The organism is Wenyingzhuangia sp. IMCC45467 (genome assembly GCF_054111205.1).
In genome coordinates, this window is sequence record NZ_CM134196.1 from 731,529 (window position 1) to 755,156 (window position 23,628).

17 protein-coding genes are annotated in these 23,628 nt (G+C 30.3%); 5 read left to right on the forward strand and 12 right to left on the reverse strand.

The annotated features are described in order from the left end of the window. The first annotated feature begins 10 nt into the window (after positions 1-10). Positions 11-1,360 carry an oxygen-independent coproporphyrinogen III oxidase gene (gene hemN, locus ACXGQT_RS03295; RefSeq protein ID WP_457829977.1) on the forward strand — a complete coding sequence of 450 codons (1,350 nt, stop codon included), beginning with the start codon at positions 11-13 and terminating at the stop codon, positions 1,358-1,360. A 32-nt stretch (positions 1,361-1,392) separates the two neighbouring features. Here hemN and ACXGQT_RS03300 read toward each other — a convergent pair whose 3' ends face one another. The 7 genes from ACXGQT_RS03300 to ACXGQT_RS03330 all read right to left on the reverse strand — a co-directional run bounded on the left by ACXGQT_RS03300 (position 1,393) and on the right by ACXGQT_RS03330 (position 13,010). After that, entirely contained in the window at positions 1,393-2,028 is a 636-nt protein-coding gene (locus ACXGQT_RS03300; protein WP_457829978.1) for a hypothetical protein, read from the reverse strand. An 80-nt stretch (positions 2,029-2,108) separates the two neighbouring features. After that, positions 2,109-3,140 (reverse strand): hypothetical protein, encoded by a 1,032-nt coding sequence (locus ACXGQT_RS03305; RefSeq protein ID WP_457829979.1) that lies wholly within the window; start codon positions 3,138-3,140, stop codon positions 2,109-2,111. Positions 3,141-3,326: 186 nt separating this feature from the next. Next, the gene (locus ACXGQT_RS03310; RefSeq protein WP_457829980.1) at positions 3,327-4,643 is read right to left on the reverse strand and encodes a RagB/SusD family nutrient uptake outer membrane protein; all 1,317 of its coding nucleotides are present in this window, start codon (positions 4,641-4,643) and stop codon (positions 3,327-3,329) included. Positions 4,644-4,654: 11 nt separating this feature from the next. Then, positions 4,655-7,945: a SusC/RagA family TonB-linked outer membrane protein gene (locus ACXGQT_RS03315; RefSeq protein WP_457829981.1), complete on the reverse strand. Its 3,291-nt coding sequence runs from the start codon at positions 7,943-7,945 to the stop codon at positions 4,655-4,657. Positions 7,946-7,948: 3 nt separating this feature from the next. After that, on the reverse strand, positions 7,949-10,504 hold the full coding sequence (locus ACXGQT_RS03320) for a zinc-dependent metalloprotease (protein WP_457829982.1): 2,556 nt from the start codon (positions 10,502-10,504) through the stop codon (positions 7,949-7,951). A gap of 93 nt (positions 10,505-10,597) precedes the next feature. Further along, positions 10,598-12,235, reverse strand: coding sequence for a sensor histidine kinase (locus ACXGQT_RS03325; protein ID WP_457829983.1), 1,638 nt, complete (start codon positions 12,233-12,235; stop codon positions 10,598-10,600). Position 12,236: 1 nt separating this feature from the next. After that, the gene (locus tag ACXGQT_RS03330; protein WP_457829984.1) at positions 12,237-13,010 is read right to left on the reverse strand and encodes a LytR/AlgR family response regulator transcription factor; all 774 of its coding nucleotides are present in this window, start codon (positions 13,008-13,010) and stop codon (positions 12,237-12,239) included. Between the two features lie 778 nt (positions 13,011-13,788). Here ACXGQT_RS03330 and ACXGQT_RS03335 point away from each other — a divergent pair. Genes ACXGQT_RS03335 through ACXGQT_RS03350 form a run of 4 tightly spaced genes read left to right on the forward strand, consistent with a single transcriptional unit; the run spans position 13,789 to position 19,881 of the window. Continuing rightward, complete coding sequence (locus ACXGQT_RS03335; protein WP_457829985.1) at positions 13,789-16,956, forward strand: SusC/RagA family TonB-linked outer membrane protein; 3,168 nt, start codon at positions 13,789-13,791, stop codon at positions 16,954-16,956. A 12-nt stretch (positions 16,957-16,968) separates the two neighbouring features. Beyond that, positions 16,969-18,492 (forward strand): SusD/RagB family nutrient-binding outer membrane lipoprotein, encoded by a 1,524-nt coding sequence (locus ACXGQT_RS03340; RefSeq protein WP_457829986.1) that lies wholly within the window; start codon positions 16,969-16,971, stop codon positions 18,490-18,492. 26 nt (positions 18,493-18,518) lie between these two features. Next, a complete protein-coding gene (locus tag ACXGQT_RS03345) occupies positions 18,519-19,190 on the forward strand; it encodes an immunoglobulin-like domain-containing protein (RefSeq protein ID WP_457829987.1) in 672 nt (223 codons plus the stop codon). A gap of 19 nt (positions 19,191-19,209) precedes the next feature. Beyond that, the gene (locus tag ACXGQT_RS03350; protein WP_457829988.1) at positions 19,210-19,881 is read left to right on the forward strand and encodes a lipid-binding protein; all 672 of its coding nucleotides are present in this window, start codon (positions 19,210-19,212) and stop codon (positions 19,879-19,881) included. Between the two features lie 70 nt (positions 19,882-19,951). Here ACXGQT_RS03350 and ACXGQT_RS03355 read toward each other — a convergent pair whose 3' ends face one another. Genes ACXGQT_RS03355 through ACXGQT_RS03375 form a run of 5 tightly spaced genes read right to left on the reverse strand, consistent with a single transcriptional unit; the run spans position 19,952 to position 23,628 of the window. Then, complete coding sequence (locus ACXGQT_RS03355) at positions 19,952-20,653, reverse strand: sulfite exporter TauE/SafE family protein (RefSeq protein ID WP_457829989.1); 702 nt, start codon at positions 20,651-20,653, stop codon at positions 19,952-19,954. Further along, positions 20,653-21,105 (reverse strand): FixH family protein, encoded by a 453-nt coding sequence (locus ACXGQT_RS03360; RefSeq protein WP_457829990.1) that lies wholly within the window; start codon positions 21,103-21,105, stop codon positions 20,653-20,655. The genes ACXGQT_RS03355 and ACXGQT_RS03360 overlap by 1 nt, the downstream gene beginning before the upstream one ends. 37 nt (positions 21,106-21,142) lie before the next feature. Further along, a complete protein-coding gene (gene ccoG / locus ACXGQT_RS03365) occupies positions 21,143-22,567 on the reverse strand; it encodes a cytochrome c oxidase accessory protein CcoG (protein ID WP_457829991.1) in 1,425 nt (474 codons plus the stop codon). Between the two features lie 12 nt (positions 22,568-22,579). Continuing rightward, complete coding sequence (locus ACXGQT_RS03370) at positions 22,580-23,449, reverse strand: cbb3-type cytochrome c oxidase N-terminal domain-containing protein (protein ID WP_457829992.1); 870 nt, start codon at positions 23,447-23,449, stop codon at positions 22,580-22,582. Between the two features lie 14 nt (positions 23,450-23,463). Next, positions 23,464-23,628 (reverse strand): CcoQ/FixQ family Cbb3-type cytochrome c oxidase assembly chaperone, encoded by a 165-nt coding sequence (locus tag ACXGQT_RS03375; protein WP_457829993.1) that lies wholly within the window; start codon positions 23,626-23,628, stop codon positions 23,464-23,466.

Genomic DNA, 23,628 nt, shown 5'->3' on the forward strand with positions numbered 1-23,628 from the left:
ATTAAAAGTTATGGATATTAATTTAATAAACAAATACAATGTACCTGGTCCAAGGTATACTAGTTATCCTACCGTTCCACATTGGAACACTCAGGATTTTAGATTAAAAACTTGGAAAAGTAACATGATTGAAACTTTTTCTAAAACTAACAAAACAGAAGGTATTAGTGTTTATATTCATTTACCTTTTTGCGAAAGCTTATGTACTTTTTGTGGATGTAACAAAAGAATTACCAAAAGACATGATGTGGAAAGTCCATACATAAGTGCAGTTTTAAAAGAATGGTCTTTGTATTTAAATTTATTTGATGAAAAACCTATGATTAAAGAATTGCACATAGGTGGTGGTACACCTACTTTTTTTAGTGCTGAAAATCTTTCTTATTTATTAACCTGCATTATCAACACTTCTGTTTTGGCTAGTGATTATGAATTTAGTTTTGAAGGACACCCTAATAATACAACCAAAGAACATTTGCAAACCTTATACAATTTAGGTTTTAAACGGGTTTCTTTTGGAGTACAAGATTATAACGAAACGGTTCAAAAAGCCATTCATAGAATACAATCTTTTGAAAAGGTTAAAAAAGTAACAGAATTGGCCAGAGAAATTGGCTTTACCTCTGTAGGACATGATATTATTTATGGACTTCCTTTTCAAACCATAGAAAACGTAATAAACACCATAGAAAAAACTAAAGAACTAAGCCCCGATAGAATTGCCTTTTACAGTTATGCCCATGTACCTTGGATTAAAGGAAATGGACAAAGAGGTTATGCCGAAGAAGATTTACCCACAGGAAAAGAAAAGTTATTAATGTATGAGCAAGGAAAAATAATGTTACTTAATCATGGGTATAAAAATATAGGGATGGATCATTTTGCGCTACCTAAAGACAGTTTATATCATGCATTAGTAAACAATACTTTGCATAGAAATTTTATGGGCTATACCCATGCAAAAACAGATATAATGATTGGTTTAGGGGTTTCTGCTATTGGTGATAGTTGGAATAGCTTTTATCAGAATGTAAAAAATATAGAAGAATATCAAGACTTGGTAAACAATCAAATATTTCCAATTGCTAAAGGACATATTTTATCTGAAGAAGATTTAATTATTAGACAACATATTTTGAACCTTATGTGTCATTACGAAACTACTTGGCTTACCAAAAATAAATTGTTAGAAAAAGCTCCTTTAAAAATGTTTCCTTTATTACATGATGGATTGTTAACTATTAAAGAATCTAAAATTACTGTAACAGAAAAAGGAAAACCTTTTATAAGAAACATTTGTATGTCTATAGATCAATACTTAGAAAACACATCAGAAATGCAGTTTTCTAAAACGGTATAAAAATTAAAGATTTGATGATATAATAATTCCTGTTAATTTAAACTCCATATTTGCACAAAACACTCTTTAAAAGCAAGATCCTCTCCTTGGGTTTTGCTTTTTTCTATATAAGTTTTTAGAGACTGAATTCTATCAACTCCTGATGGATGTGTAAAAGTTGTTACTCCTAATAAACTTTGTAAGTAATGCCACTCTTGTTCTAATAATTCAAAATGACTAGGTGCTGTTTTTTTAATAAGATGCACTGCAATTAAATCTGCTAAAAACTCAGCTTTTTTATAATCATTAATTATTGTACCTCTAGGAATATCACCTTTTAAACCAAACTGTTTGGCCTGAGCAAGGGTTACAATGTGAGCAACTTCATGAGACAATACGAAGGTTTGTATTATTTCTTTTTTATGATATATTAATCCCTTACTAATTTCTACATATCCAAAAGCAGCTCCTGCATTAATTCCTAAATCCTCTTCATCAATTTTAAATGCTGTTGGAATGTCTACTTGCTCATAGTCCTTAAACATAGGAATAACCAAGGTATTATACAATTTAATTATTTGTTCTTCTTTTGATATGGTTATAGGTTCCGTAACAGGTTCTACCGTTATGGCATTGCTAGTGCATGCACCAAAAAACAAAGTGCATAGAAATAACATGTTCTTTTTCATTTCATAACAGGGATAAAAAACGAACACCCTTAAAATTAAAGAGTGTTCGTTAGCATAAATATTAGGGTAGTGAATAAATATTATTCCGAGTAGTAATTGTATGTTTTTTCCACAGTTGCAAATCCATCAAAGTACGTGTATGATGCACTTAAAGGATAATTATCTGCATTGTACTCATAAGTTACAGTATCATCAGCTAAAGTTCCTGTAATTGGATTGTTAGCGTTTACTGACTGAATTCCAATGTTGATTGCTGCAAAAGCTGTAGGATACATCCCTATAAACGGATTGTTTTTGTCTTCATATGTCGCTGTATAATCAGATCCATATCTGTTTTCTAAGACTACATTTCCGTTTTCAATTGTGAATGTAATCTCTGTAACACTATCATTATCAGAATGGTCTATTCTCTCTTCTGAAGCTAAAGTACCAGCATCGGTATAAGTATAGTTGTATGTGTACGTTAATGTACCATCATCTGTAAGTTCAGCCTTAATAATTTTATCTCCATCATACGTGTAAACCGTACTTTGTCCTTCAGCAGTTTTTTCAACAACTTGGTTGTTATCATTGTACACTAAAGTATAAACTGTGGTAACAAGTGTTCCCCAATCATCAACTTCTTTGGTGTATTCACTTACAAACCCATTTTCGTTATACACATATGTGGTAGTTGATGTTTCTCCATACAAATCTGCAATTGAATAGGTTTTTAATTTTGTACCTCTAGAAGAGGTAATATCAGTACTTACCTGAACAGTAACAATGTACTCTTTGGTAGTTACACCGTCTTCGGCAGTTACTGTAAACGTTTTTGGTTCACCGTCTACAAAAGTAATTTCTGTTCCTGATGCAGGAGAAACTGTTGCGTTTTCAGATAAAGAAATGTTAGGAACCACTACTGTTAAATCGGTACCATAAGGAACTGTCACATTAATGTTTGTTCCTAAATCATAGGTAATATCATCGGCAATTACACCTTCAATCTCAATTGAAAAATCGGTAATGGTAGCTAAAGTAGATGGTGGAGTTATTTCATCATCACTTGAACATGAAACAGTAGCTATAGCAACGGCTATAAACAAACTAAGGGTAGATAGAATTTTCTTCATAATTAAAATATTTAAATTGTTTTTAGGGTTATTTTTTTGTTAAGGTTTTCTAAAAAATTAATATTTCGTCAAACTGAACTTGTTTCAGTTTCTCATAACTACAATTCCACAGCATGCTGTGATTCTGAAATGAATTCAGAATGACATTTTTTAGTATTTTTTATAGAGTCTTCTGGTTATTTATGGTTATAAGTTTGGATTATTTATTGTAGCATCATTTGGAAAAGGAATTACATATCTTTTATCATTCTGCTGTAAAGTATATACAACTCCATCAAAGTTTTTGGTTATTGCTGGTTGAGTAGTTCTACGTAAATCATTCCATCTTTGTCCTTCAATAGCAAATTCTCTTCTTCTTTCTTCTAATATCTCAACAAGTAAATCATCAATATTTAATGTATTTACCGTTACTTTATAATTGTTCCATGCAGTTGGGGTATATCTGTTTTCTGTAAAATCTATCAATGCTTGTTTAGACAAATCAATTTTATTTAACCGAGCATAACATTCTATAATGGTTAAATACAATTCTGCTGTTCTATATGAAACCTTAAATTTAGTTTCTGCACTTTTTCTTGATTGATAAGTTCCATCTGTTCTTTGATTAAAATATAAAGTAAAACGCAAATCATCTGTTTGATTATAAATGGATAATAAATCATTTGAAATACTTGCATTGATAACCAAATCAAAAGCGGCAACAGTTTCTAAAGCCAATATAGATTCTACCGAATTGTATTCTGATGGCATCATAGAAACATCAGTGTTTAAATTTTGCAATTGATTGTTTATTGCCAATGCCTCTGTTGCTACCTCAATAGCCTTTTGCCATTCTTGTTGATATAAATACACTCTAGCTTTAAAGGCATAAACTGCTGCTAAAGAAAAGCGGTAATTATACCCTGTTGGTTGATTGGTTATATTGATAAGTGATGCTGCCTTATCTAAATCACTTAAAATCAAATCATATACCTCTTTAACAGATTTTGTAGGATAAGCTTTATCGGCATCATATGTAATAGTTACAGGTACTCCTTTGTCTGTGCTTGCCGTATTAGCATTATATGGTTTTGCGTATAAATTAATCAATTCAAAGTATTGCATGGCTCTTAAAGCATATGCCTCTCCTAAGAGTTGTTCTTTTTCTAATTGATTTCCCCTAATACTGTTTTCACTATTAATAACATGATTGGTGTAAAAAATAGTATTATAAAAACTAGCATAGGGAAACGCTAAGGTTAATGGACTTGTGTTAAGATCATTCCACGTAAAAATATCTTGATATTGTTCTATACCAACTGAATTTGGTTGTAAAGCCAATTCATCTGCTCTATAAGTAGTTAAGATTTTATGATTTTTAATAATGGAATATGCCGATGTTAAAAAACTTCTATACTCTTCTACAGATTTAGGAATGACTTGTCCTACTGGCTCAATATCTAAATAATCATCACAAGAGATAAAACTTAGAGTTAATAGGGTTATGTATATTATTTTTTTCATGAGTTACTGTTTTAAAAAGAAAGATTAAATCCGGCTGAAATAATTTTAGGAATAGGTTGTGCATATACACTTCCATAAGTTTCAGGATCAAAAAAGCCATCGTAATCTGTGCCTAACACGAATAAATTACGTCCTTCTATATTAAAATTTAAACTGGCTAACTTTAATTTTTGCAATTGCTTTTTAGGCAATGCATAACTTAACTTTATACTACTAACACGGATATAAGAAATATCTTTTACCCAAATATCTAAATCCTCGTAAGTATTACCATCATCTGATGAATGGTACCAATTGTACACCAAATCTGTATCAAACCCAGTAGAATTAAAGCCTATTAGAGCAGGATAATTTCCTGTACCTGCTTTTAAAATATCAGTATTATAATTATTACCAGGTTGAGCCATAGTAAGGTTATAACTTGGTTTGGATTTTACAGTTTGTTTGATATTAAAATTGGTCAACACACGTAAATCAAACTGTTTGTATGTAAAACTATTTCTAAATCCTCCACTAAATTTTGGTGTTCCATCACCTACATAAGAATATAAATTCCTATGCTCTTCTCTGGTTAATTGACTTCCGTTGGTTCCTTCCTCTAAATTGTAAAAATCTACAGCCGAAACCTTTTTTCCATCTTTCCAAAACAATGGCAATCCGTTACTATCTAAACCTGCTGTTTTAATTGCAAAAATGGCATTTACACTATATCCTTTTAAAGAAGGTTTAAAATCTTCTTCTCTTATTTCTATATCATCAACAATACTTTTGTTGTGAGAAATATTAAGACCACTTGTCCACTTAAAATTAGAAGTACTAATATTTGTAGTGTTAATAGACAGTTCAAATCCTTTGTTACTTACCGTTGCCCAGTTGGTATTGATAAAATTATACCCACTTTCTAACGGTACAGATCTTAACCCTATTAAATCAGTACTTTTTCTAGCATAATAATCTCCTGTAATATAAATTCTGTTTTTTAGTAAACCTACATCTAGTCCAATGTTTGATGACACTGTTTTTTCCCATCTAAGATTTCCATTTGGAGCACTTAAAGCTCTAATAATTTCTTCACTTACTCCTGGTAAAATAGTAGTGGTATCATAAGTACCTACAACAAATGGAGAGGTAGATTTGTCTATATTTCCTTGTACACCGTAAGAGGCTCTTAGCTTCAAATCGCTAATAGCATCAACATTGTACATAAAACCTTCGTTATACACATTCCAAGAACCTGCCAATGACCAAATAGGTAAATATCTATATTTAGGGTTTACCCCAAATAAGTTAGAACCGTCAAACCTTAAACTTGTAAAAAACGTATATTTTTTATCAAAAGTATAAGAAGCTGTTCCAAAAAAAGAGGCATAGGCATTTTCATTATAAGTCTTTCCGTAAGTATTAAAGAGAGAATTGGTTAATGCTCTTTCGTTTGTAATGGGAATGGTAGTTAACGTATTGGCATTAAAACCAAAACCTTTGGTATGAATTTCAGTTCTTTTGTTTCTTCTAAATTCCGTTCCCAACATTACATCTAATTCATGAACTCTATTAAAAGAGGTATTATAATTAGCCATGGTTTTCCAATTGTATTGAAACGCATCGGCATTCCAATTCTGAATAATTCCTCCTTCTGGCATGTAATACTCATCTCTATTTGAAGATGTGTATTGAGATTTTTGTCTGTATTTACGTGTATAGTAACTTTCCTTATCACTAAATTTTTCAGTTTGATTAAAATCTAATTGCAATCCTAGTTGAGAAGTAAAATAAATGTCCTTATTTAATTTATAATTAACATCAAAAATGGATTTTAAAGAATTTGCTACCAATTGATAATTAGTGTTTTCTCTTTCTTCTAAAACATTGTAATCCAAATTTAAGTCAGATCTCTCTATCAAATCAGGATCATACACAAAATCTCCATTGGCATCTTTTACTTGTAAATACGGATTTGCATTCCTTGAATAATAAGATGGATTTGTATAAGCATCTGCTCCAGTAATATAAGAGCTTGTTTTGTTTTGACTTGCAAACAAAGCTGCTCCTACTTTTAATTTATCATTTACATTAAATTGATCTTTTAACGTAATGTTATATCTTTTTTGTCCTGTTGCTTTAGTTGTTCCTTTTTCATTAAAAATACCTGTAGAAAAATAATAATTATTTTTTCCACTACCTCCCGAAACACTAACACTATATTGTTGATTGATGGCCATTTGGTATAACTCATTTCCCCAATTGGTATCTGTATTTTTTAAGTTATTGATATCATTTTGAGCATTTTGAGAAAGACTAGAAAAACCATTGTTTTTAAAATTAGCATACTCTCCATAAGCATTTAAAATTCTGGCCACTGCTCCCCTATCTTGTTGATATTGTAAATCTGAACGACTTGCCAAATACAATTCAAAATCTACTTTTTCAGAAGAATTCATCAAGTTTAATTTACTAAAATCTGGTTTTTGGGTTACAAACGTATTGGCATTTACGTTAATCCTCATAGACCCTTTTTTACCGCTTTTACTGGTAATTACAATAACCCCATTGGCAGCTCTTGCTCCGTAAATAGACGTTGCAGATGCATCTTTTAACACTGTAATACTTTCTATATCTTCAGGATTTAATCCTGCAATTGGGTACGATTGTAAGTTGTCTATATTGTCTTTGTCTCTAAAGTCTTTAGGAATGTCATTTCCTTCTAACGGAATTCCATCTAACACCCATAAAGGATCTGAAGAACCATTTAAAGTTGCCGTACCTCTAATTGCTATTTTTTGTGGTGCTCCAGGTGCTCCGTTGGTTGGTTGTACCAAAACTCCTGATATTTGTCCTGCCAACATTTGATCTACACTTGCTACTCCAGATTGATTGATATCTTCCATTTCTACTTTGGCATAGGCAGAAGTCATTTTTCTTTTTTCTATTTTTTGATACCCTGTTAAAACCACTTCCTCTAAAGCTTCAGAACTTTGTTTTAAAACCACAGATATATTGCCTTTGTTTTTAGTAACATCAACTTTTTCAGTTTCATACCCCATATACGATACCATTACAAATTTTATATCATCTGCAATTTTTAAAGAAAATGCCCCATTAAAATCCGTAGTAGTTCCTAGCATAGCGCTTTCTATAATTCCTTCGGTTTTGGTTTCATTACCAATCATTGCCGATGAAACATATACAGAAGCTCCTACAATAGGGAATTTTGTAGCATCTGTTACTTTTCCATTGATTACTTTTTGTTGTTGAGCAATTAATAATGATGGAACAAAAATGAATATGTAAATTAATTTTTTCATGTTTTAGTTCTTCAAATTATATTCTATTCTAGCTATTAAATCTCTATAATGAGCTTTTGTAACCCTGTCTCCTTTATGTTGTTTTTTCTTTAATAGCATTAACGCATCTTCTAAAGCTGCTCTTTTACTTGTTCCAATATCTGCTACTCTTGGAATGTAAGAAAAGTGTATATTCTTAAAGTTATCGAAATTATCTGAAATGGTTTTCTCTTTGGTTTTTTCTAATAATTTATTTCTATCAACTGTTAATACGTCTATATAGTTTTTTTGGGTAATTCTATCAAACATATCTAAAGACTTTCCTTTTTTTGTTTTTTTAAAAATAGCATCAAATAATTCATCAAATAAATATTGTTCTGTAAAGGCTTCTTTTTCATCTTTTACCAAAACTTTATTCTCTGTAATTCTCATTAACCTATCAGTTTTTATCAATGCATAAATGACATTGGTCTGATATATTCGTAACATAGACACTGGTGAATAATAACGTTCTCCATCTGGAGCATCTCTTACAGCAAAAACTTTATTAATAATTTCTGGAGTAAATAACCATTTTTGAGGTTTTATGGCATTGTTTATTAAGTAATTTAAAGCCTCTTTTTGTATGTTTACAGGTACAGGATTAAACGTATTTTTTCCATCACCATACACCGTGTTGTTTACATAAACTCCACCAATATTAGCCATTACGTGATTGTTATAAGTACTCCACTGATCTATCACTTCTTTGTATAATTTAGAAGCTTTGTAATAATCTTGTCCCTCTTGCTCTGTCCAATCTAAAATATTAGGAATAATTCTCTTTAAATTTTTTAATCCGTATTCACTTGCTTTAACGGCATTGTCTCCTAAATCTTCACTTTGCGATCTTGGGTCTATAACATCACTTTGTTGCGCTCCATAAAAATAAAGAGGATCATTCTCATGTTCACGAATCCAATTATTTAAAACAGGTATTTCTTGATGTGCAGATTTATTTTCTATCCAACGGTATCCCCAATTTATTGCATATTTATCGTACACTCCTATTTTAGGAGTAATTTCTGTAACACTATCTTGTGGTTGAGCCACATAGTTAAAACGAGCATAATCCATGATAGAAGGAGCGGTACCTCCCATAGTTGCCGTAAATGTTTTAGAACGTAAAGAATCTACAGGATAACTGTATGATGCCCCCATGTTATGCTTTAACCCAAACGTGTGTCCTACTTCATGAGATGATACAAAACGAATGGCTTCTCCCATATGCTCATCCGAAAAAGTATTAGCTCTTGCTTTGGCATCTATAGGGCCTGTTTGTACACGAATCCATGCATGTAAACCTTTCATTAAATTATGCCACCAAATAATATCAGACTCTAATATTTGTCCACTCCTAGGATCTACTATAGAAGGGCCCATAGCATTTTGCTTTTCAGAGGCAGCGTAGGTAATTACTGAATAACGAACATCATCAGCATCAAAGTCTTTATCATTTTCTGATGGAAACTTTACCTGTATGGCATTTTTAAATCCGGCAGCCTCAAAAGCAACATTCCAATCATACACACCTTGTTTTATATAAGGTCTCCATTGTTTTGGAGTAGCAGGATCTAAATAATACACAATAGGTTCTTTAGGTTCTACCAATACTCCTTTTTTATATTTTTCTATATCTTCATCTTTAGGCTCTAACCTCCATCTTGTAATCATTTCTCTTGTTTCAACTTCATGTTGTTTATCAGAAAAATAATCCATAGGTTTTGAGAAATATCCTATGCGTTTGTCGGCAAATCTAGGTTGCATTACATTTGTAGGTAATAATACAATATTAGTGGTAACTCCAATAGATAATGGTAATGCAGCACCTCCTCCTTCACTCACAGAGGTTGTTAATAGCGATTTTACTACAATGTTTTTAGGAAAAGATTTTACCGCTTGTAAAATAGATAAGTTTGTTTTTACACTTCCACCTAAACCAGTATTGGCCAAAATATCACTAAAACTTTTTTCTTTACCGTTAAATATTTTGTTAACTTTTATGAATACTGATGTAGAATCTGTATTCTTAGCTTCAATTTTAAACTCTTCTATAATAGATTCTCCAAAATTATCTTTTACAGAAAGAGTAATCGCATCATTTTTTGGAGATTGTACCCTAGGATTGATGGTTTTTACCCATACTTTATTTAAAACAGTATCTTTATAAAATCTAACCAATTTGGTTTCAAAAGTCATCCCTTTGTTTAACCCATGACCATTTAAAGCATAGGGTACACTAGAAACTTTATTAACAACTAATAAGTCTCTTGACATTAAAGAATCTGGAATCTCAAAATAATAATCTTCTTTTATACTATAAATGTTAAACAGTCCTTTTTTAACATTTCCTTCCTTTAAAAACTTTTGATAGTTTAATTCTTTAGAATCTTCTTTTTTTATAGAGTCATTTTCTTTTTTGGTCTTATTTTCATCACCTCTATTTTTAATTTGAGAAAAACCAAAAACACTGGTAAATATCAAAGTAAAAATAATAATTATCTGACGAATAGAACGACCTTTTAAAGAGTAAGTTTTCATATAAAGCGTTATTATAACATCAAATTTCCATGAAATCAAGGGGTTATAAAAACGAAATGGAGTGAACTCACAAAAAAAGGGAGTGAAATCTTATTACAAGGTTATATATGGCAAAATACAGATAAATTTACCTTCTTTAATATCAGTTTTAAAACTGTTTATTTGATAATATTGATAGGTGTTTTCTAAATAGTTTAAACCTATATGGTGACTTTTACTTTCTTTATTTTTTCTTGGAGAATAATTATTTATAACCTTAATAGATTCTTGATCAATAATTACTTCTATAATTAACGGATTTTGTTTGGTTATTTCGTTGTGTTTTATTGCATTTTCCACCAATGTTTCTAAAGATAAAAAAGGTATTTTATTATGTAATTTGTTATCGGCAGTATTGTTTATAATGGAAACTTTTAAACTGTTGTTAAATCTAATTTCTTGTAAAAACACATACTGTTCTAAAAAGGTAATTTCTTTTTTAACAGAAATTAAATTTCCATCTCTATCTTCTAATAAATACCTGTAAACATCTGCTAGTTTTAATACAAATTGCTGCGATAAATCGGGATTTAAATCAATCAACACATGTAAAGAATTTAAGCTATTAAATAAAAAATGTGGATTCATTTTTTTCTTTAACTGATTTAACTGTAGTAAAGCATTTTCTTTTTGATATTTTTCATTAGTATTCACTAGCTGTTCTTTTTCTTCAACAACTTTTAAATTCTCAAAATATTCTTTTTTTAATTGATATCTAGATACTGTTAAAATCAACATAAAAGTTATAAATGCTAAAAAACTAATCCACGAAAAATACCCCTGAACATCTTGAACGGTTTGGTTTAAATGAATATCTATTGGAAAACTTACAATTATAACAAAGGGAGTTTTATCAACCTCAACAGCATTAAAATAACGTAAAACACCTAAACCCAAAAACTCCGATGTTGCTTTATCTTTTAGATTGTTATTGCTATTAGAAATATTATATCCATTTATTTGGGTAGTACTCTGCAATACTTTTTTTACAGAAATATTTTTAAAATACCTGGTTAATTTAGTTCCTATATGTTTTGGTTCTGGATGTAAAATACAAACCGCATTTTTATTTGTAACAACAGTATATCCTCCATCGCCTTTATATTTCTCTGAAAAATATTTCCAAAACAATATCAAGTCAACATCGTAACCAAAGGCAACAGTAGTATTGTCTGCATTTTTTTTTATATATATTTTTCTGTTGATTACTGTATTTGGAGTTTTTATAATAGTATCTATTACAAGTTCTTTTTTAAAAGTTCCATTTGTCTTTAAATATTTGGTTAGATTCTTATAATACGTAGAGTCTTTATAATTTGATAACAATATTTGATATTGATTATCTTTCCCTAAACCAACAAAACTATTGGTTATGTTTTGGTTAAACATTGCCATGTCTGAAAAAAAAAGCAACTTTTCCTTTACTTTACCCAAAGAAATACTAGAAGCATCTTGCATTATTTTTTTAGAACTTACCAAATAACTATTTAAATGATTAAATTCAAAAGCAACAATGTTTTCTTTAGATTTTAAATTTCCTTGAATCATATCTTCTATTAAATTCTCAGTAACAGAAGTTATTTTAGGAGTAATTAAAGAACTTCCTATAAAAAATACAGCAATTAATAAAACACTTATATATAAGTATTGTTGATGTTTTTTAAACCTAAGTATAAATTTATTTGATTGCATATTAATTATTTAACCAATCTTTAAAAGCATTGATGTTTTTAGCACTTATTAAAATAAAGTCATTTATATCTGGAGAGGGCTGTAATTCTATTTTAAGTCTACTCTGACTATATTTTATAATATTTTTGATGGCATTATGCCTAACAATAAACTTTCTGTTAATTTTAAAAAAGTCTTTTTTAGATAGTTTTTGCTCTAAACTTAAAATTGTATCATCATACAAATAACTTTCTCCAGTAGTAGTATATAAAAATAAAGATTTGTTTTCTGCCATAAAATAGGCAATTTCATTACTGGTAATAGAAATTAACTTCTCCCCTCTTGACACCAAAAATCTTTCTTGATTTGATTCAGGATTTTTCTGAGAATTTAATTGAAAAATTAAATTCTCTAACTGACTAAAATCATTATTGGTATTGGTAACGTTGTAATTTATATATTTTTCAATAGCTCGGTTTAATTTATTCTTATCATAAGGTTTTAATAAATAATCAATCGCAAAAAATTGAAATGATTGTATGGCATATTGGTCAAAAGCTGTAGTAAAAATAATGGGTGTAGAAATTTTTAAAGTATCAAAAATCTCAAAACTTTCCCCATCCCCTAAATGAATATCGCTTAAAATTAAATCACAAGTATTTTCTTTAAACCAAGCTATAGATTGTGATACGCTCTCTAACCTTTTTTTTATATTGATGTTGTGGTTGCTTTTTAACAACAACTTTTCTAGTGATTCTGCTGCTAAATCTTCATCTTCTATAATAACAATATCCATATTAAATTTCTAGTTCTAGGTTGTTTAAAAAAACATTATATATATAAACTTATTAATTATGAATACAAAAGTAAGTTATGATTTTCTGTTTTATAGCATATAACTTCTTATTTGTATTCATAACATCGCTTATCTAATTATAAATTCACAAAAAATATACTTTTTTATAAAATCTGACGTTTTGTTATTTTAATTTGATTAAAAAAACGCATCTAAATTTTCGTTCAGTTTTTATTCCTAAAAACAAACAACTAGCTTTTTATTTTCCTTATCTACAATTATTCTAGATAATTTATTATTCAAACATAATATTTCACAATAATCTATTGTATAACTCTAAATAACATTCTCTTACGTAATTAACGAATGTTAAGTAAAGTTTAATTAACCATTAAATAAATAAAATATAAGGATTATGTGGTTTCTAGAGATCAAATAGCAAATAAAAATATAATAGATAGAGTTGTACAAATATCAATTATATACAATAACGTTAACATTTGCATAAAAACAACTTAACACATTGGTTTACAAATAGATATTTCCTTTATTTAAAATAAATATTCTAACTAAGTACTAGCTATTAAAAACCGTATTCATATATGGTTTTTGTCATAATTTTTTAAGCTAAAAGCCAACTTGATATCTGTTATATCATAAAATAGTATCAAGTAGTTTCATCTTTCTTTGTGTTGCAAGAATAAACTAGTACTACCTAAAACCTGATATAACAACATGTTATTATTCTAAAAAAAGACCAAATTAAATACCTATAAATATGAAATTAAAAACTCCCAAAATTTTAATGCTTTTATTAGCATTTTCAATTCAGTTTTCGTTCGCACAAACAAAAACTATTACCGGATCCGTATCGGATGATTCAGGTCCAATACCTGGTGCAACTATTTTAATTAAAGGAACCTCAATAGGAACCATGTCTGACTTTGATGGTGTTTACAACATTAATGCCAAAGAAGGAGACATTCTTATATTTAGTTATGTAGGTATGGAAACTATTGAAAAAATTGTTGGTACTACCTCTACAGTAAATGCAGTATTAAAAGGTAATATTGAAACTTTAGATGAAGTTGTAGTTACTGCCTTAGGAATTTCTAAAGAGAAAAAAGCTATTGGTTATGCCATGACTGAAATAAAAGGTGATGAAATAACAAAAACCCAAGCTATTAACCCTATGACTGCTATACAAGGGAAAGTATCTGGTTTAGAGGTAAGTTCAGCTCCATCTCCAGGAGGTACGCAAAATGTTATTATTCGTGGAGCTTCATCCTTTGGAAATGTACAACCTTTGTACATTGTAGATGGTATTGTAATTACTAACGAACAAAGTCGAACAGGAGATAATTTAAATTCTCAAGTAGATTTTGGTTCTGGTATTAATGCTATCAACCCAGATGATATTGAAAATATGTCTATACTAAAAGGTGCTGCTGCAACAGCTCTTTATGGTTCTAGAGCTGCCAATGGAGTAATATTAATTACAACCAAAAGTGGAAAAAACGGAAAGTTAAAAGTAAGTTTTAATAGTTCTGTAGCCATTAGCCGTGTAGGTTTTTTGGCTGATACACAAGACCAATTTGGACAAGGTTGGAGTGGTGATAGGGCATTAGAAGAAAATGGTAACTGGGGTGCTGCTTTTGACGGTGTTGATAGAGTCTGGGGTAACGTTATAAACAATAGTCAGCAATTAAAACCATATGTAGCCTTAAAAGATAATATTCGTGATTTTTATGATTATGGACAAAATATCAAAAACTCATTATCTGTTTCTGGTGGTGATGAAAAAAACACTTTCTTTTTATCTGCCTCACAAAATACAGTAGATGGTGTTATCCCAACAGACAATGACTCTTATAAAAGATATACTTTATCTACCAAAGCAACACATACTACTAATAAATTCAAATTTGGTAGTGCCATTAACTTTAGTAGAGAGCAAACCAAATCTGTTCCTTCTGGACAAGGTACTTCTTTAAGTAGATCATTACGTGAAATTCCTAGCGAATTGTCTATTGTAGATTTTAAAGATTTAAACAATCCATTTAACACTATAGATAATTATTTTACTCCTTATGGTATTAACCCCTATTATATTTTAAATAATGATGGTGCAGAACAAAGTAAATATAAGTTCTTTGGTAAATTTGAAATTGACTATAACATCATTGAAGATTTAAAATTAACCTACCGTTTTTCTGGAGACTATGAAAGCGCTACCATAGATGAACATATTGGAATTATAGCTTTTGCTGAAGATTCTTTTAATGCTGGTTCTCAAACAGTAAATCCAGGTAGTTATTCTCAAACAAAAAGATCTAGAGCACAATATAGTAATGACTTAATGCTTTCATATCAAAAAGATTTTACCGATGATTTAAACCTAAGCACTATAGTAGGTTTAAACACAAACGAAAGAACATATAGTTCTCTTTCTGGTTCTATCTCATCTATTGATGTTCCTGGGTTTTATTATTTAGGAAACAGTTTAAGTCCTTCAACTTCAACACAAGACCAAACAAAAAGAAGATTAATTGGTACTTATATTAGTGCAGACTTAGGTTACAACGATTATCTTTTCTTAAACGGAACTTTAAGAAATGACTGGTCATCTACCCTACCAGCTGAAAACAATAGTTTTTTATATGGTGGATTAACAGCAAGTTTTATTCTTAGTAAATTTTTATACACTAATGATATCAATTTTGATGCTTTAGATTATTCTAAAATAAGAGTTGCTTACGGATCTACTGGAGATGATGCGAGTCCATATAACGTTAATGATAGATATGTTATTGGACAATCTAAATACCCTGGATATCCAAATATAGACAATTTAGAATTTCCTTTAGGAGGAACAAACTCTTACACAGCCTCTAATAAATTAGGGAACAAAGACCTAAAGCCACAAATAACTAATGAATTTGAAATAGGTTTTGAAAACATGTTTTTTGGAAAACGTGTAGGTTTTGAAGTATCTTATTACAACAGATTAACCAAAGGACTTATTGAAGATTTACCTTTAGATCCTTCAACAGGATATACTGTTGTAACTGCAAATTTAGGAGATGTAAGAAACAGTGGTGTTGAATTAAATGTAAACTTAACCCCTATAAAAACATCAGACTTTAGATGGGATGTAAACTGGGCATACACCAAAAACAACAACATGGTGGAAAAATTAAATATTGAAGAAATTCAATTAACAGGATTTGGAGGAACTAGTGGTGGTTTATATGCTCTTGAAGGTATGCCAATGGGACAATTTAAATTTACCAAAGCCAAAACAGTTAAATTAGATGGTGTAGAAAGTATAGTGGTTGATGGTAACGGTAATCCACAACAAACTACAGACATGGAGTTGTTAGGGAAAGATGTAAATGAAAAATACAGAATGGGATTAACCAATACTTTTTCTTACAAAGGATTAAGTTTAACAGGTACTTTAGATTTTAGATACGGTGGATACATATACTCTGGAACTAAAGATTACATGCATTGGACAGGTAGTTCTCCTGAAAGTGTGTTAAATGACCGTAATGCATTTTTAATTCCTAACTCTGTCGTAGATAATGGAGATGGAACCTACTCTGAAAACTCAATTCCTGTAAACCCAACTGCTTTACATACTTTTTATAGCGAAGGTGGTATGGAAGGAGCTTCTTATGCTGTTATTGATAGATCTTACTTAAAACTAAGGAATGTAACTTTAGCCTATAGCATACCTAAATCTTTGTGTGAAAAAATTAAGGTATCTGCTGTTAATTTATCATTCACAGCTAGCAACTTCTTGTTATGGACCCCTAAAGAAAATCCATATATAGATCCAGAAACTACTACGTTTGGAAACAACATCAATGCAAAGTTTGGAGAATACAATGCTAATCCAACCAATGAAGTATTCACTTTTGGATTAAATATTCAACTATAAAACGATAAGAAAATGAAAAAATATACCATACCATTTATATATATATTCCTATTAATTTTCACCATTAGTTGTGATGATTATTTAGACGTAAATCAAGATCCTACGGTATTAGGAGACACCGATGAACCTAAAATACTTTTACCTTCTGCTCAAGTTGGTTTAGCAAGTACGCTAATGGGTTGGGATTTTGGGTTTGGAGGAGGATTCTGGTCACAATACTGGACTCAAGGATACACTTCATCACAATTTAAAACTCTATGTCAATATGAAGATACTAGTTTCGGAGATGCTTATGAAGAATTAACAGCCGGAATTTTAAATGATACCAAAAGAATAAAATTATTATCTACAGAAGAAAGTAATAACGGGTACTATTACATTGCCGAAGCCTTGTCTATTTTCACTTGGCAAGTAACTACAGATGTTTGGGGAGACATTCCTTATTCTGAAGCTTTAAAAGGAAACGAACTTATTACTTCTCCTAAATTTGATACTGATGAAGAGATCTATGCTGACCTTGAAGCTAGAATTGATGCTTTATTACAAATAGACATTACAACCTTAAATGCAATTGATGAAGATTTCGATTTTGTATTTGCCGGAGATTTTACAAAATGGGAAAAATTTGCCAACTCATTAAAATTAAAATTAATGATGAGACAATCTGAAACTGCTGGTTATAGTAATTCAGATGTTATCACTTTTATCAATAGTGCTACGTTTTTAGATGAATCTGCAAAAATATCTGGTAGTATTTGGGATGATAGCCAAGAAGGTAAAAAACACCCAATGCGTGAATTTGAAACTGCTGGTGCTAATTATGTATCTGGTAACGTAATAGGATGTAAAACTTTTATCGATTATTTACTAGACAATAGCGACCCTAGAATTAATACTTTATTTACTGCTCCTGATGACGGACACGAAGGTGCTTTCTTTGGAGATTTTGATTCTAAAACAGATTCTGACAATGATGGAATTGATGACGAAGACGAAGATTATAGTGAAGCTTTATTTGCTGAAAACACCGATCTAATAATCATGTCTAATTGGGAAGTAAACTTCTTTTTAGCTGAAGCTTATGCCAGAGCTAATGACTTAGTAAATGCTAAAATGTATTATGACTTAGGTGTTACAGCTTCATTGTCTCAAAACGGTATTTCAACTACAAGTATTATTACAACTGGATATGCTACTTGGGTAGATGGAACTACAGAAGAAAACATCAAACAAATAGCCATGCAAAAATGGGTAGCCAACGCTAATTATCAACACCTAGAATCATTTTTAGACAGAAATAGAACTAAATACCCATCAGTAGATGATATTGATATCAAAGCAGACAGAACAGATGCTGACATTAATTTTCCTGTAGGTAGTTTAACTATTTCAGTTGCTGGTAGAGATAAAACAAACGGTAATTTGCCATCATCACCAGTATATTCTTCAGATATATTAGGTAGAAACATCAACGCTCCTAGTCAAAAACCTGATTTATTACAAAAAGTTTGGTGGGATAAAAAAGTAGGAAAATAATGATGAACTTATTAAAACATAAAATCATGAAAAAAATAATATTTAAAATAATTCCTGTAATTACCTTTTCCCTTCTTTGGTCTTGTACCCAAGATTTGGATACTGAGGGAATTTCTAAAGTAACTTATTACAACGAAATAGAATTGGTTGGAAGCGAAAACTTTATTGTGGATCAAGGAACTGCATATGTAGATCCAGGAGTAGTAGCCTATGAAGGTGAAACAGAAGTAACAGATCAAGTAGTAATTAAAGAATCTATAGATATAAACACTCCAGGTTACTACCCTGTAAGCTACTATATAGAAAATGTAGATGGTTTTGGAAAAACCATTGTAAGAAACGTATACGTACTCCCTGCAGATAGATCTAAATCAGATGTTTTTGCTGGTACTTACACTGGAGAGGTTTCTAACGGAACTTTTACTGATGCTACTATTATTACTCACTTAGGTGATGGATTATATTATGCTGATGACTTTATTGGTGCTAGATATAGAATTGGTACAGGTTACGGCCCTGCATATATGATTCCTGCTTATTTCTACGTAACTGGTGATGAGTCTACTTATGAAGCATTGTTAACAGACTCTCCTTGGGGACCATGGGAGGTAGTAAATCCTACTTTAACAGGAACTACTTTTTCTCATAATTTACAACAAGGAACTTTTTCTACTCCAGTAAAACTGATAAAACAATAATTTTTAAATATAGAATAATATGAAAAAAAATATAATATATATATCACTATTAATCATTGCATTTACAATGAATTCTTGTAATGAAGAGGTAGAAGTATGGGACAGCGAAACCTTAGATTATTCAGGAACTTTCTTTTGGGAATTGTATGATGAGGATATGACAACTAAATATGTTGGATATGATCATGATGTTCAATTATGGATTTACAATACAGCTGAAAACATTCCAAATAAAGTTTGGATTGAAGATACAGACCATGTTTTTCCTTTAAAAAGTAAATTCTCATTTACAGGTACTTCTGAATCTTTCATGAGTGATGAAACAGAGTTTGATAATTTAGACAATGATATCATTGCTATTGAAACACCAACAGTTAAACCTACTGGATTAAACGAAGAAACAACTGAAGATAGATACTATATTAGAAATTTAATAGTAGATGGTAAAATTTTACCAATGGCAGGAACTACAGTTAGTGGTAACCCTGTAGATAGTATTTACATTAAAATAAAACTATTAAGTGGTACTGTTAAATTTACAAGCTACGAAATTCCCGAAGCATTAAGGGCTGACCCTGAGCAAGAAGAATATGATTGGAAATATGATAGTGCTACTTACGATAACACTTTAGATGAAATTTATGTAATTTCTGGTCATAGAAAAACTGGTTTTGCAGAAGATGATCATTAAAAAAATAATTAAGTAAGTTAAGTTTGTTAAAAACGTCCACCTTCTAACTATGAAGTGTGGACGTTTTTTATTAATGACACCCTATAGGCACTAATTGTATTTGTAAACTCATATCAGATGGTGATACAAAAGCAATACCTAATCCCAAACCTCTTAACACAAATAAAGAACCAACCACAACCAACATTACAGGAACTGCTCTTCTAAAAATTGTCTTAAAACGCTGAGTGTTTAAAAACTTAACACTCATAAACAACAACATTAAAGGCATGGTTCCCATACCAAACACAAACATATACCAACTCCCCATGGCAATATTTCCCATTGCCAATGCTCCTATTAATGCAATATATACCGTTCCACAAGGCAACAAACCATTCATAAAACCTAACACTAAAAAGCTGAGGGTACTTTTGGATTGTACAATATTTTGATATCCTTTTTTTATGAGTTTTATTATTTTAACTGATGAATGTTGTTCCATATACCACATAATTGTTTCCTGAAACAAAGCAACAAAAATTAATATAAGCCCTGTAATAATAGATAAAGTTTGCTGTAAACCAGCCATAACAAAAGCTCTTCCAAAAAGCCCAAAAAGAGCTCCAATAATGGCATAAGTAAACAACCTACCTAAATGGTACAATATAATTTTTATCCATTTTTCAATTGTTGTTCCATTGTGTACAGGCAAGGCAAACGCAATAGGCCCACACATTCCTACACAGTGAAAACTACTTAATAAACCAAATATAAAAGCAGATAGAATCATTAATAATACAATTGTTCTTTTATGGTATATACTTTTTGAGGATGCGATTTATAATACCATTTTACAGTTATATTCCATCTTCCACCTATTAAAATTTCATCATTAAAAACATATTCTGTTTGCTTTGGTTTTATTTGTTTTATAAAATCTAATTGATCATTTGATGGTCTGTAAAAAATAATTTCTCCTGCCAGTAATTCATCTTTAAAGTTTGGAATAACTATTTTTAATTGATGATCTTCTTTTTCAAAAAGCACGTGATTAACAAGTGATTTTGTGTTTTCTGAATGATCAATTGTTTGCTGAAAGGCTAATTCATCTTCATAATATTTATATGACACCAAATCATAATCATACTCCTTTTGTGTAAAAGTTTTTACTACAAAAAAAAGGATGAATACTATAAAACCTGCAAAAGCCAAGACTATACTTGTTCCCCAATTAACTTTCATTCTTTTTTATTTTAATCATTTATAATACTACTAAGTTTTACCAAATGTTTTTCGGACTTAAAAATTGAGTGGTAGTGGTAGTTATTTCTTCACTTCCTTTAAAAATTCCTATTTCAATTTTCTCATTACTTTCCTCTAACAAAGCTTCTGGAATTTCAATAAAAATAGTTCCTTCATAAATCCCTTGTTTTTTTAAAACAACATGTGGTGTTCCTACTAAATCTATTCTTCCTTTTTGATGAGAAATTAATTTAAAGGTTAAAGAATCTATATCCTGTGTTGTTTTGTTTAGTAATTTATAGGTATATACATTACTAATAACATTATTCTCTTTTACTTGATATAATTCCCCTGGAACTCTAAAAAAATTGGCTTGTACATTACTCCTTACAGATAATAAACCTATTAAAACTATTATTAAAACCCCTAATAGAATGGTATATGCCTTTATTCTTAAATTAAATTCAAAAGGTTTGTTTTTTGCTATGTTTTCTTCAGAGGCATAACGAATTAACCCCTTTGGCTGATTGGTTTTAATCATCATAAAATCACAAGCATCCATACATGCTGTACAATTAACACATTCTAACTGAGTTCCATTTCTGATATCTATACCTGTTGGACATACTTCTACACATTGATTACAATCTATACAGTCTCCTTTTTCCTGTGCTAGCCTATTTTCATTTCTTTTAAACTTTGCTCTACCTTTAGTGCGTTCTCCTCTTATATAATCGTAAGCAACAATAATAGATTTGTTATCTAACAACACTCCTTGTAACCTACCATAAGGGCAGGCTATAATACATACTTGTTCTCTAAACCACGAAAACACAAAGTAGAACACTCCTGTAAAAATCCATATACTTATAAAACCTCCTATGTGTTCTTTTATGGGGGAAGTAATAATATTTACTAAAGTATTGCTACCTATAATATAGGCTAAAAAAACGTTAGATATTATAAAAGATATAACAAGATAAATACTGTGTTTTAAAGCTCGTTTTCTTATTTTTTCTCCATTCCAAGACTGTTTGGCTAATCTTTTTTGAGCTCCTTTATCTCCATCAATCCAATATTCTATTTTTCTAAAAACCATTTCCATAAAAATGGTTTGTGGACAAACCCATCCGCAAAATACACGTCCGTAAACCACAGTAAAGAGAATAATAAACACAACTCCCAACAACATGGAAATTACCAACAAATAAAAATCTTGTGGCCAAAAAGGGAATCCAAAAATGTTGAATTTACGCTCTATAACATTAAATAGAAATAACTGATTTCCGTTTATTTTTATGAAGGGAGACAATAACAAAGTTGTTAACAAGAATACGCTTACCCAAGTTCTTGAGTTATAATAACTACCTTTTGGTTTCTTAGGATAGATCCATGCTCTTTTACCATCGTTATTAATAGTAGCTATAGAATCTCTAAAAACTTCTTTATTATTTGTCTCCATCCTCCCCTAAATTTACTCTTCTAATTTGTATAAATCTCCCTGTGGTTCTTTAGGTTCAGCAGGAGTAGTTCCTACCAAACTTTTTACATAAGCTGTTAATAACTGTCGGTCTTGATTACTAAAACTATTTTTCCAAGCAATCATTCCTTTTCCAGGTCTACCTCCTTCTGAAATGGTATTAAAAATAGCTTCGGTACTTCCTCCTAAGATCCAATAATCATCTGTTAAGTTTGGCCCTATTTTTCCTCCTCCATCAATAGCGTGACATACAGCACAGTTTCTTTTAAACAACTTTTTACCTTGTGAATTATCCCCTTCTGCTAAAGCACTCATATCTACTTTTTCTTGAGTAGCCTCATAAGCCGCTATCTGTTTTTTAGCCAAAGTAACTTCTGCTAAATATTCTTGTTTCTGATCCTCTCCATCTAATACGTGATAATAAATCATGTATCCAAAGGCAAATACTATGGTCATATAAAACCCATACAGCCACCATGGTGGTAAATTATTATCAAGTTCTTTAATTCCATCATAATCATGATCTAAAATAATATCACTTTCTTCTGTTACAGGTTTGGCTGACATAATACCATCTAAGGCTGTTTTCCAGTTAGACCAATCTATTTTTTTAGCTTCTTTTTGCCTAAAGTATTCTTCTTTTTCACTTTGTGAAGATAAAGACAAATACAAGTTGTTCATTTTGGTTATAACAAAACGAGTACTGAACAACAAGGCCATAAAAATTAAATACAAAGTAATTTTTAAAGCTAATAATGATGCGTATCCGTTTTTTGAGGGCAGCATCCACTCTATTAACAGCCCTACCAACACACTAATGATGACAAAGCCTAAAATTTTTTTATTCTGTTTTTTAATATTCATAGTCTAGTTGGTATTTATTCAAAAGGTAAATTGCTTACTTTTTTTAAGTAGTCTTTTTTGGCTTTCCATACCCATAAAAAAAGAAGGGAAAAAAAAGCGAAGAATATTGATAAAGAAATCATAGGATAAATTTCAATTCCCTCTATGGTAGCCATGTGATTTTTTATAAATTTTAACAT

Bases quoted from the DNA above. Each gene is read 5' to 3' on its own strand.
- hemN (WP_457829977.1), top strand. From the start codon at position 11: ATGGATATTAATTTAATAAACAAATACAATGTACCTGGTCCAAGGTAT.
- ACXGQT_RS03330 (WP_457829984.1), bottom strand. From the start codon at position 13,010: ATGGATATTGTTATTATAGAAGATGAAGATTTAGCAGCAGAATCACTA.
- ACXGQT_RS03345 (WP_457829987.1), top strand. From the start codon at position 18,519: ATGAAAAAAATAATATTTAAAATAATTCCTGTAATTACCTTTTCCCTT.
- ACXGQT_RS03375 (WP_457829993.1), bottom strand. From the start codon at position 23,628: ATGTTAAAATTTATAAAAAATCACATGGCTACCATAGAGGGAATTGAA.
- ACXGQT_RS03335 (WP_457829985.1), top strand. From the start codon at position 13,789: ATGAAATTAAAAACTCCCAAAATTTTAATGCTTTTATTAGCATTTTCA.
- ACXGQT_RS03340 (WP_457829986.1), top strand. From the start codon at position 16,969: ATGAAAAAATATACCATACCATTTATATATATATTCCTATTAATTTTC.
- ACXGQT_RS03360 (WP_457829990.1), bottom strand. From the start codon at position 21,105: ATGAAAGTTAATTGGGGAACAAGTATAGTCTTGGCTTTTGCAGGTTTT.
- ACXGQT_RS03355 (WP_457829989.1), bottom strand. From the start codon at position 20,653: ATGATTCTATCTGCTTTTATATTTGGTTTATTAAGTAGTTTTCACTGT.
- ACXGQT_RS03315 (WP_457829981.1), bottom strand. From the start codon at position 7,945: ATGAAAAAATTAATTTACATATTCATTTTTGTTCCATCATTATTAATT.
- ACXGQT_RS03305 (WP_457829979.1), bottom strand. From the start codon at position 3,140: ATGAAGAAAATTCTATCTACCCTTAGTTTGTTTATAGCCGTTGCTATA.
- ccoG (WP_457829991.1), bottom strand. From the start codon at position 22,567: ATGGAGACAAATAATAAAGAAGTTTTTAGAGATTCTATAGCTACTATT.
- ACXGQT_RS03300 (WP_457829978.1), bottom strand. From the start codon at position 2,028: ATGAAAAAGAACATGTTATTTCTATGCACTTTGTTTTTTGGTGCATGC.
- ACXGQT_RS03320 (WP_457829982.1), bottom strand. From the start codon at position 10,504: ATGAAAACTTACTCTTTAAAAGGTCGTTCTATTCGTCAGATAATTATT.
- ACXGQT_RS03370 (WP_457829992.1), bottom strand. From the start codon at position 23,449: ATGAATATTAAAAAACAGAATAAAAAAATTTTAGGCTTTGTCATCATT.
- ACXGQT_RS03325 (WP_457829983.1), bottom strand. From the start codon at position 12,235: ATGCAATCAAATAAATTTATACTTAGGTTTAAAAAACATCAACAATAC.
- ACXGQT_RS03310 (WP_457829980.1), bottom strand. From the start codon at position 4,643: ATGAAAAAAATAATATACATAACCCTATTAACTCTAAGTTTTATCTCT.
- ACXGQT_RS03350 (WP_457829988.1), top strand. From the start codon at position 19,210: ATGAAAAAAAATATAATATATATATCACTATTAATCATTGCATTTACA.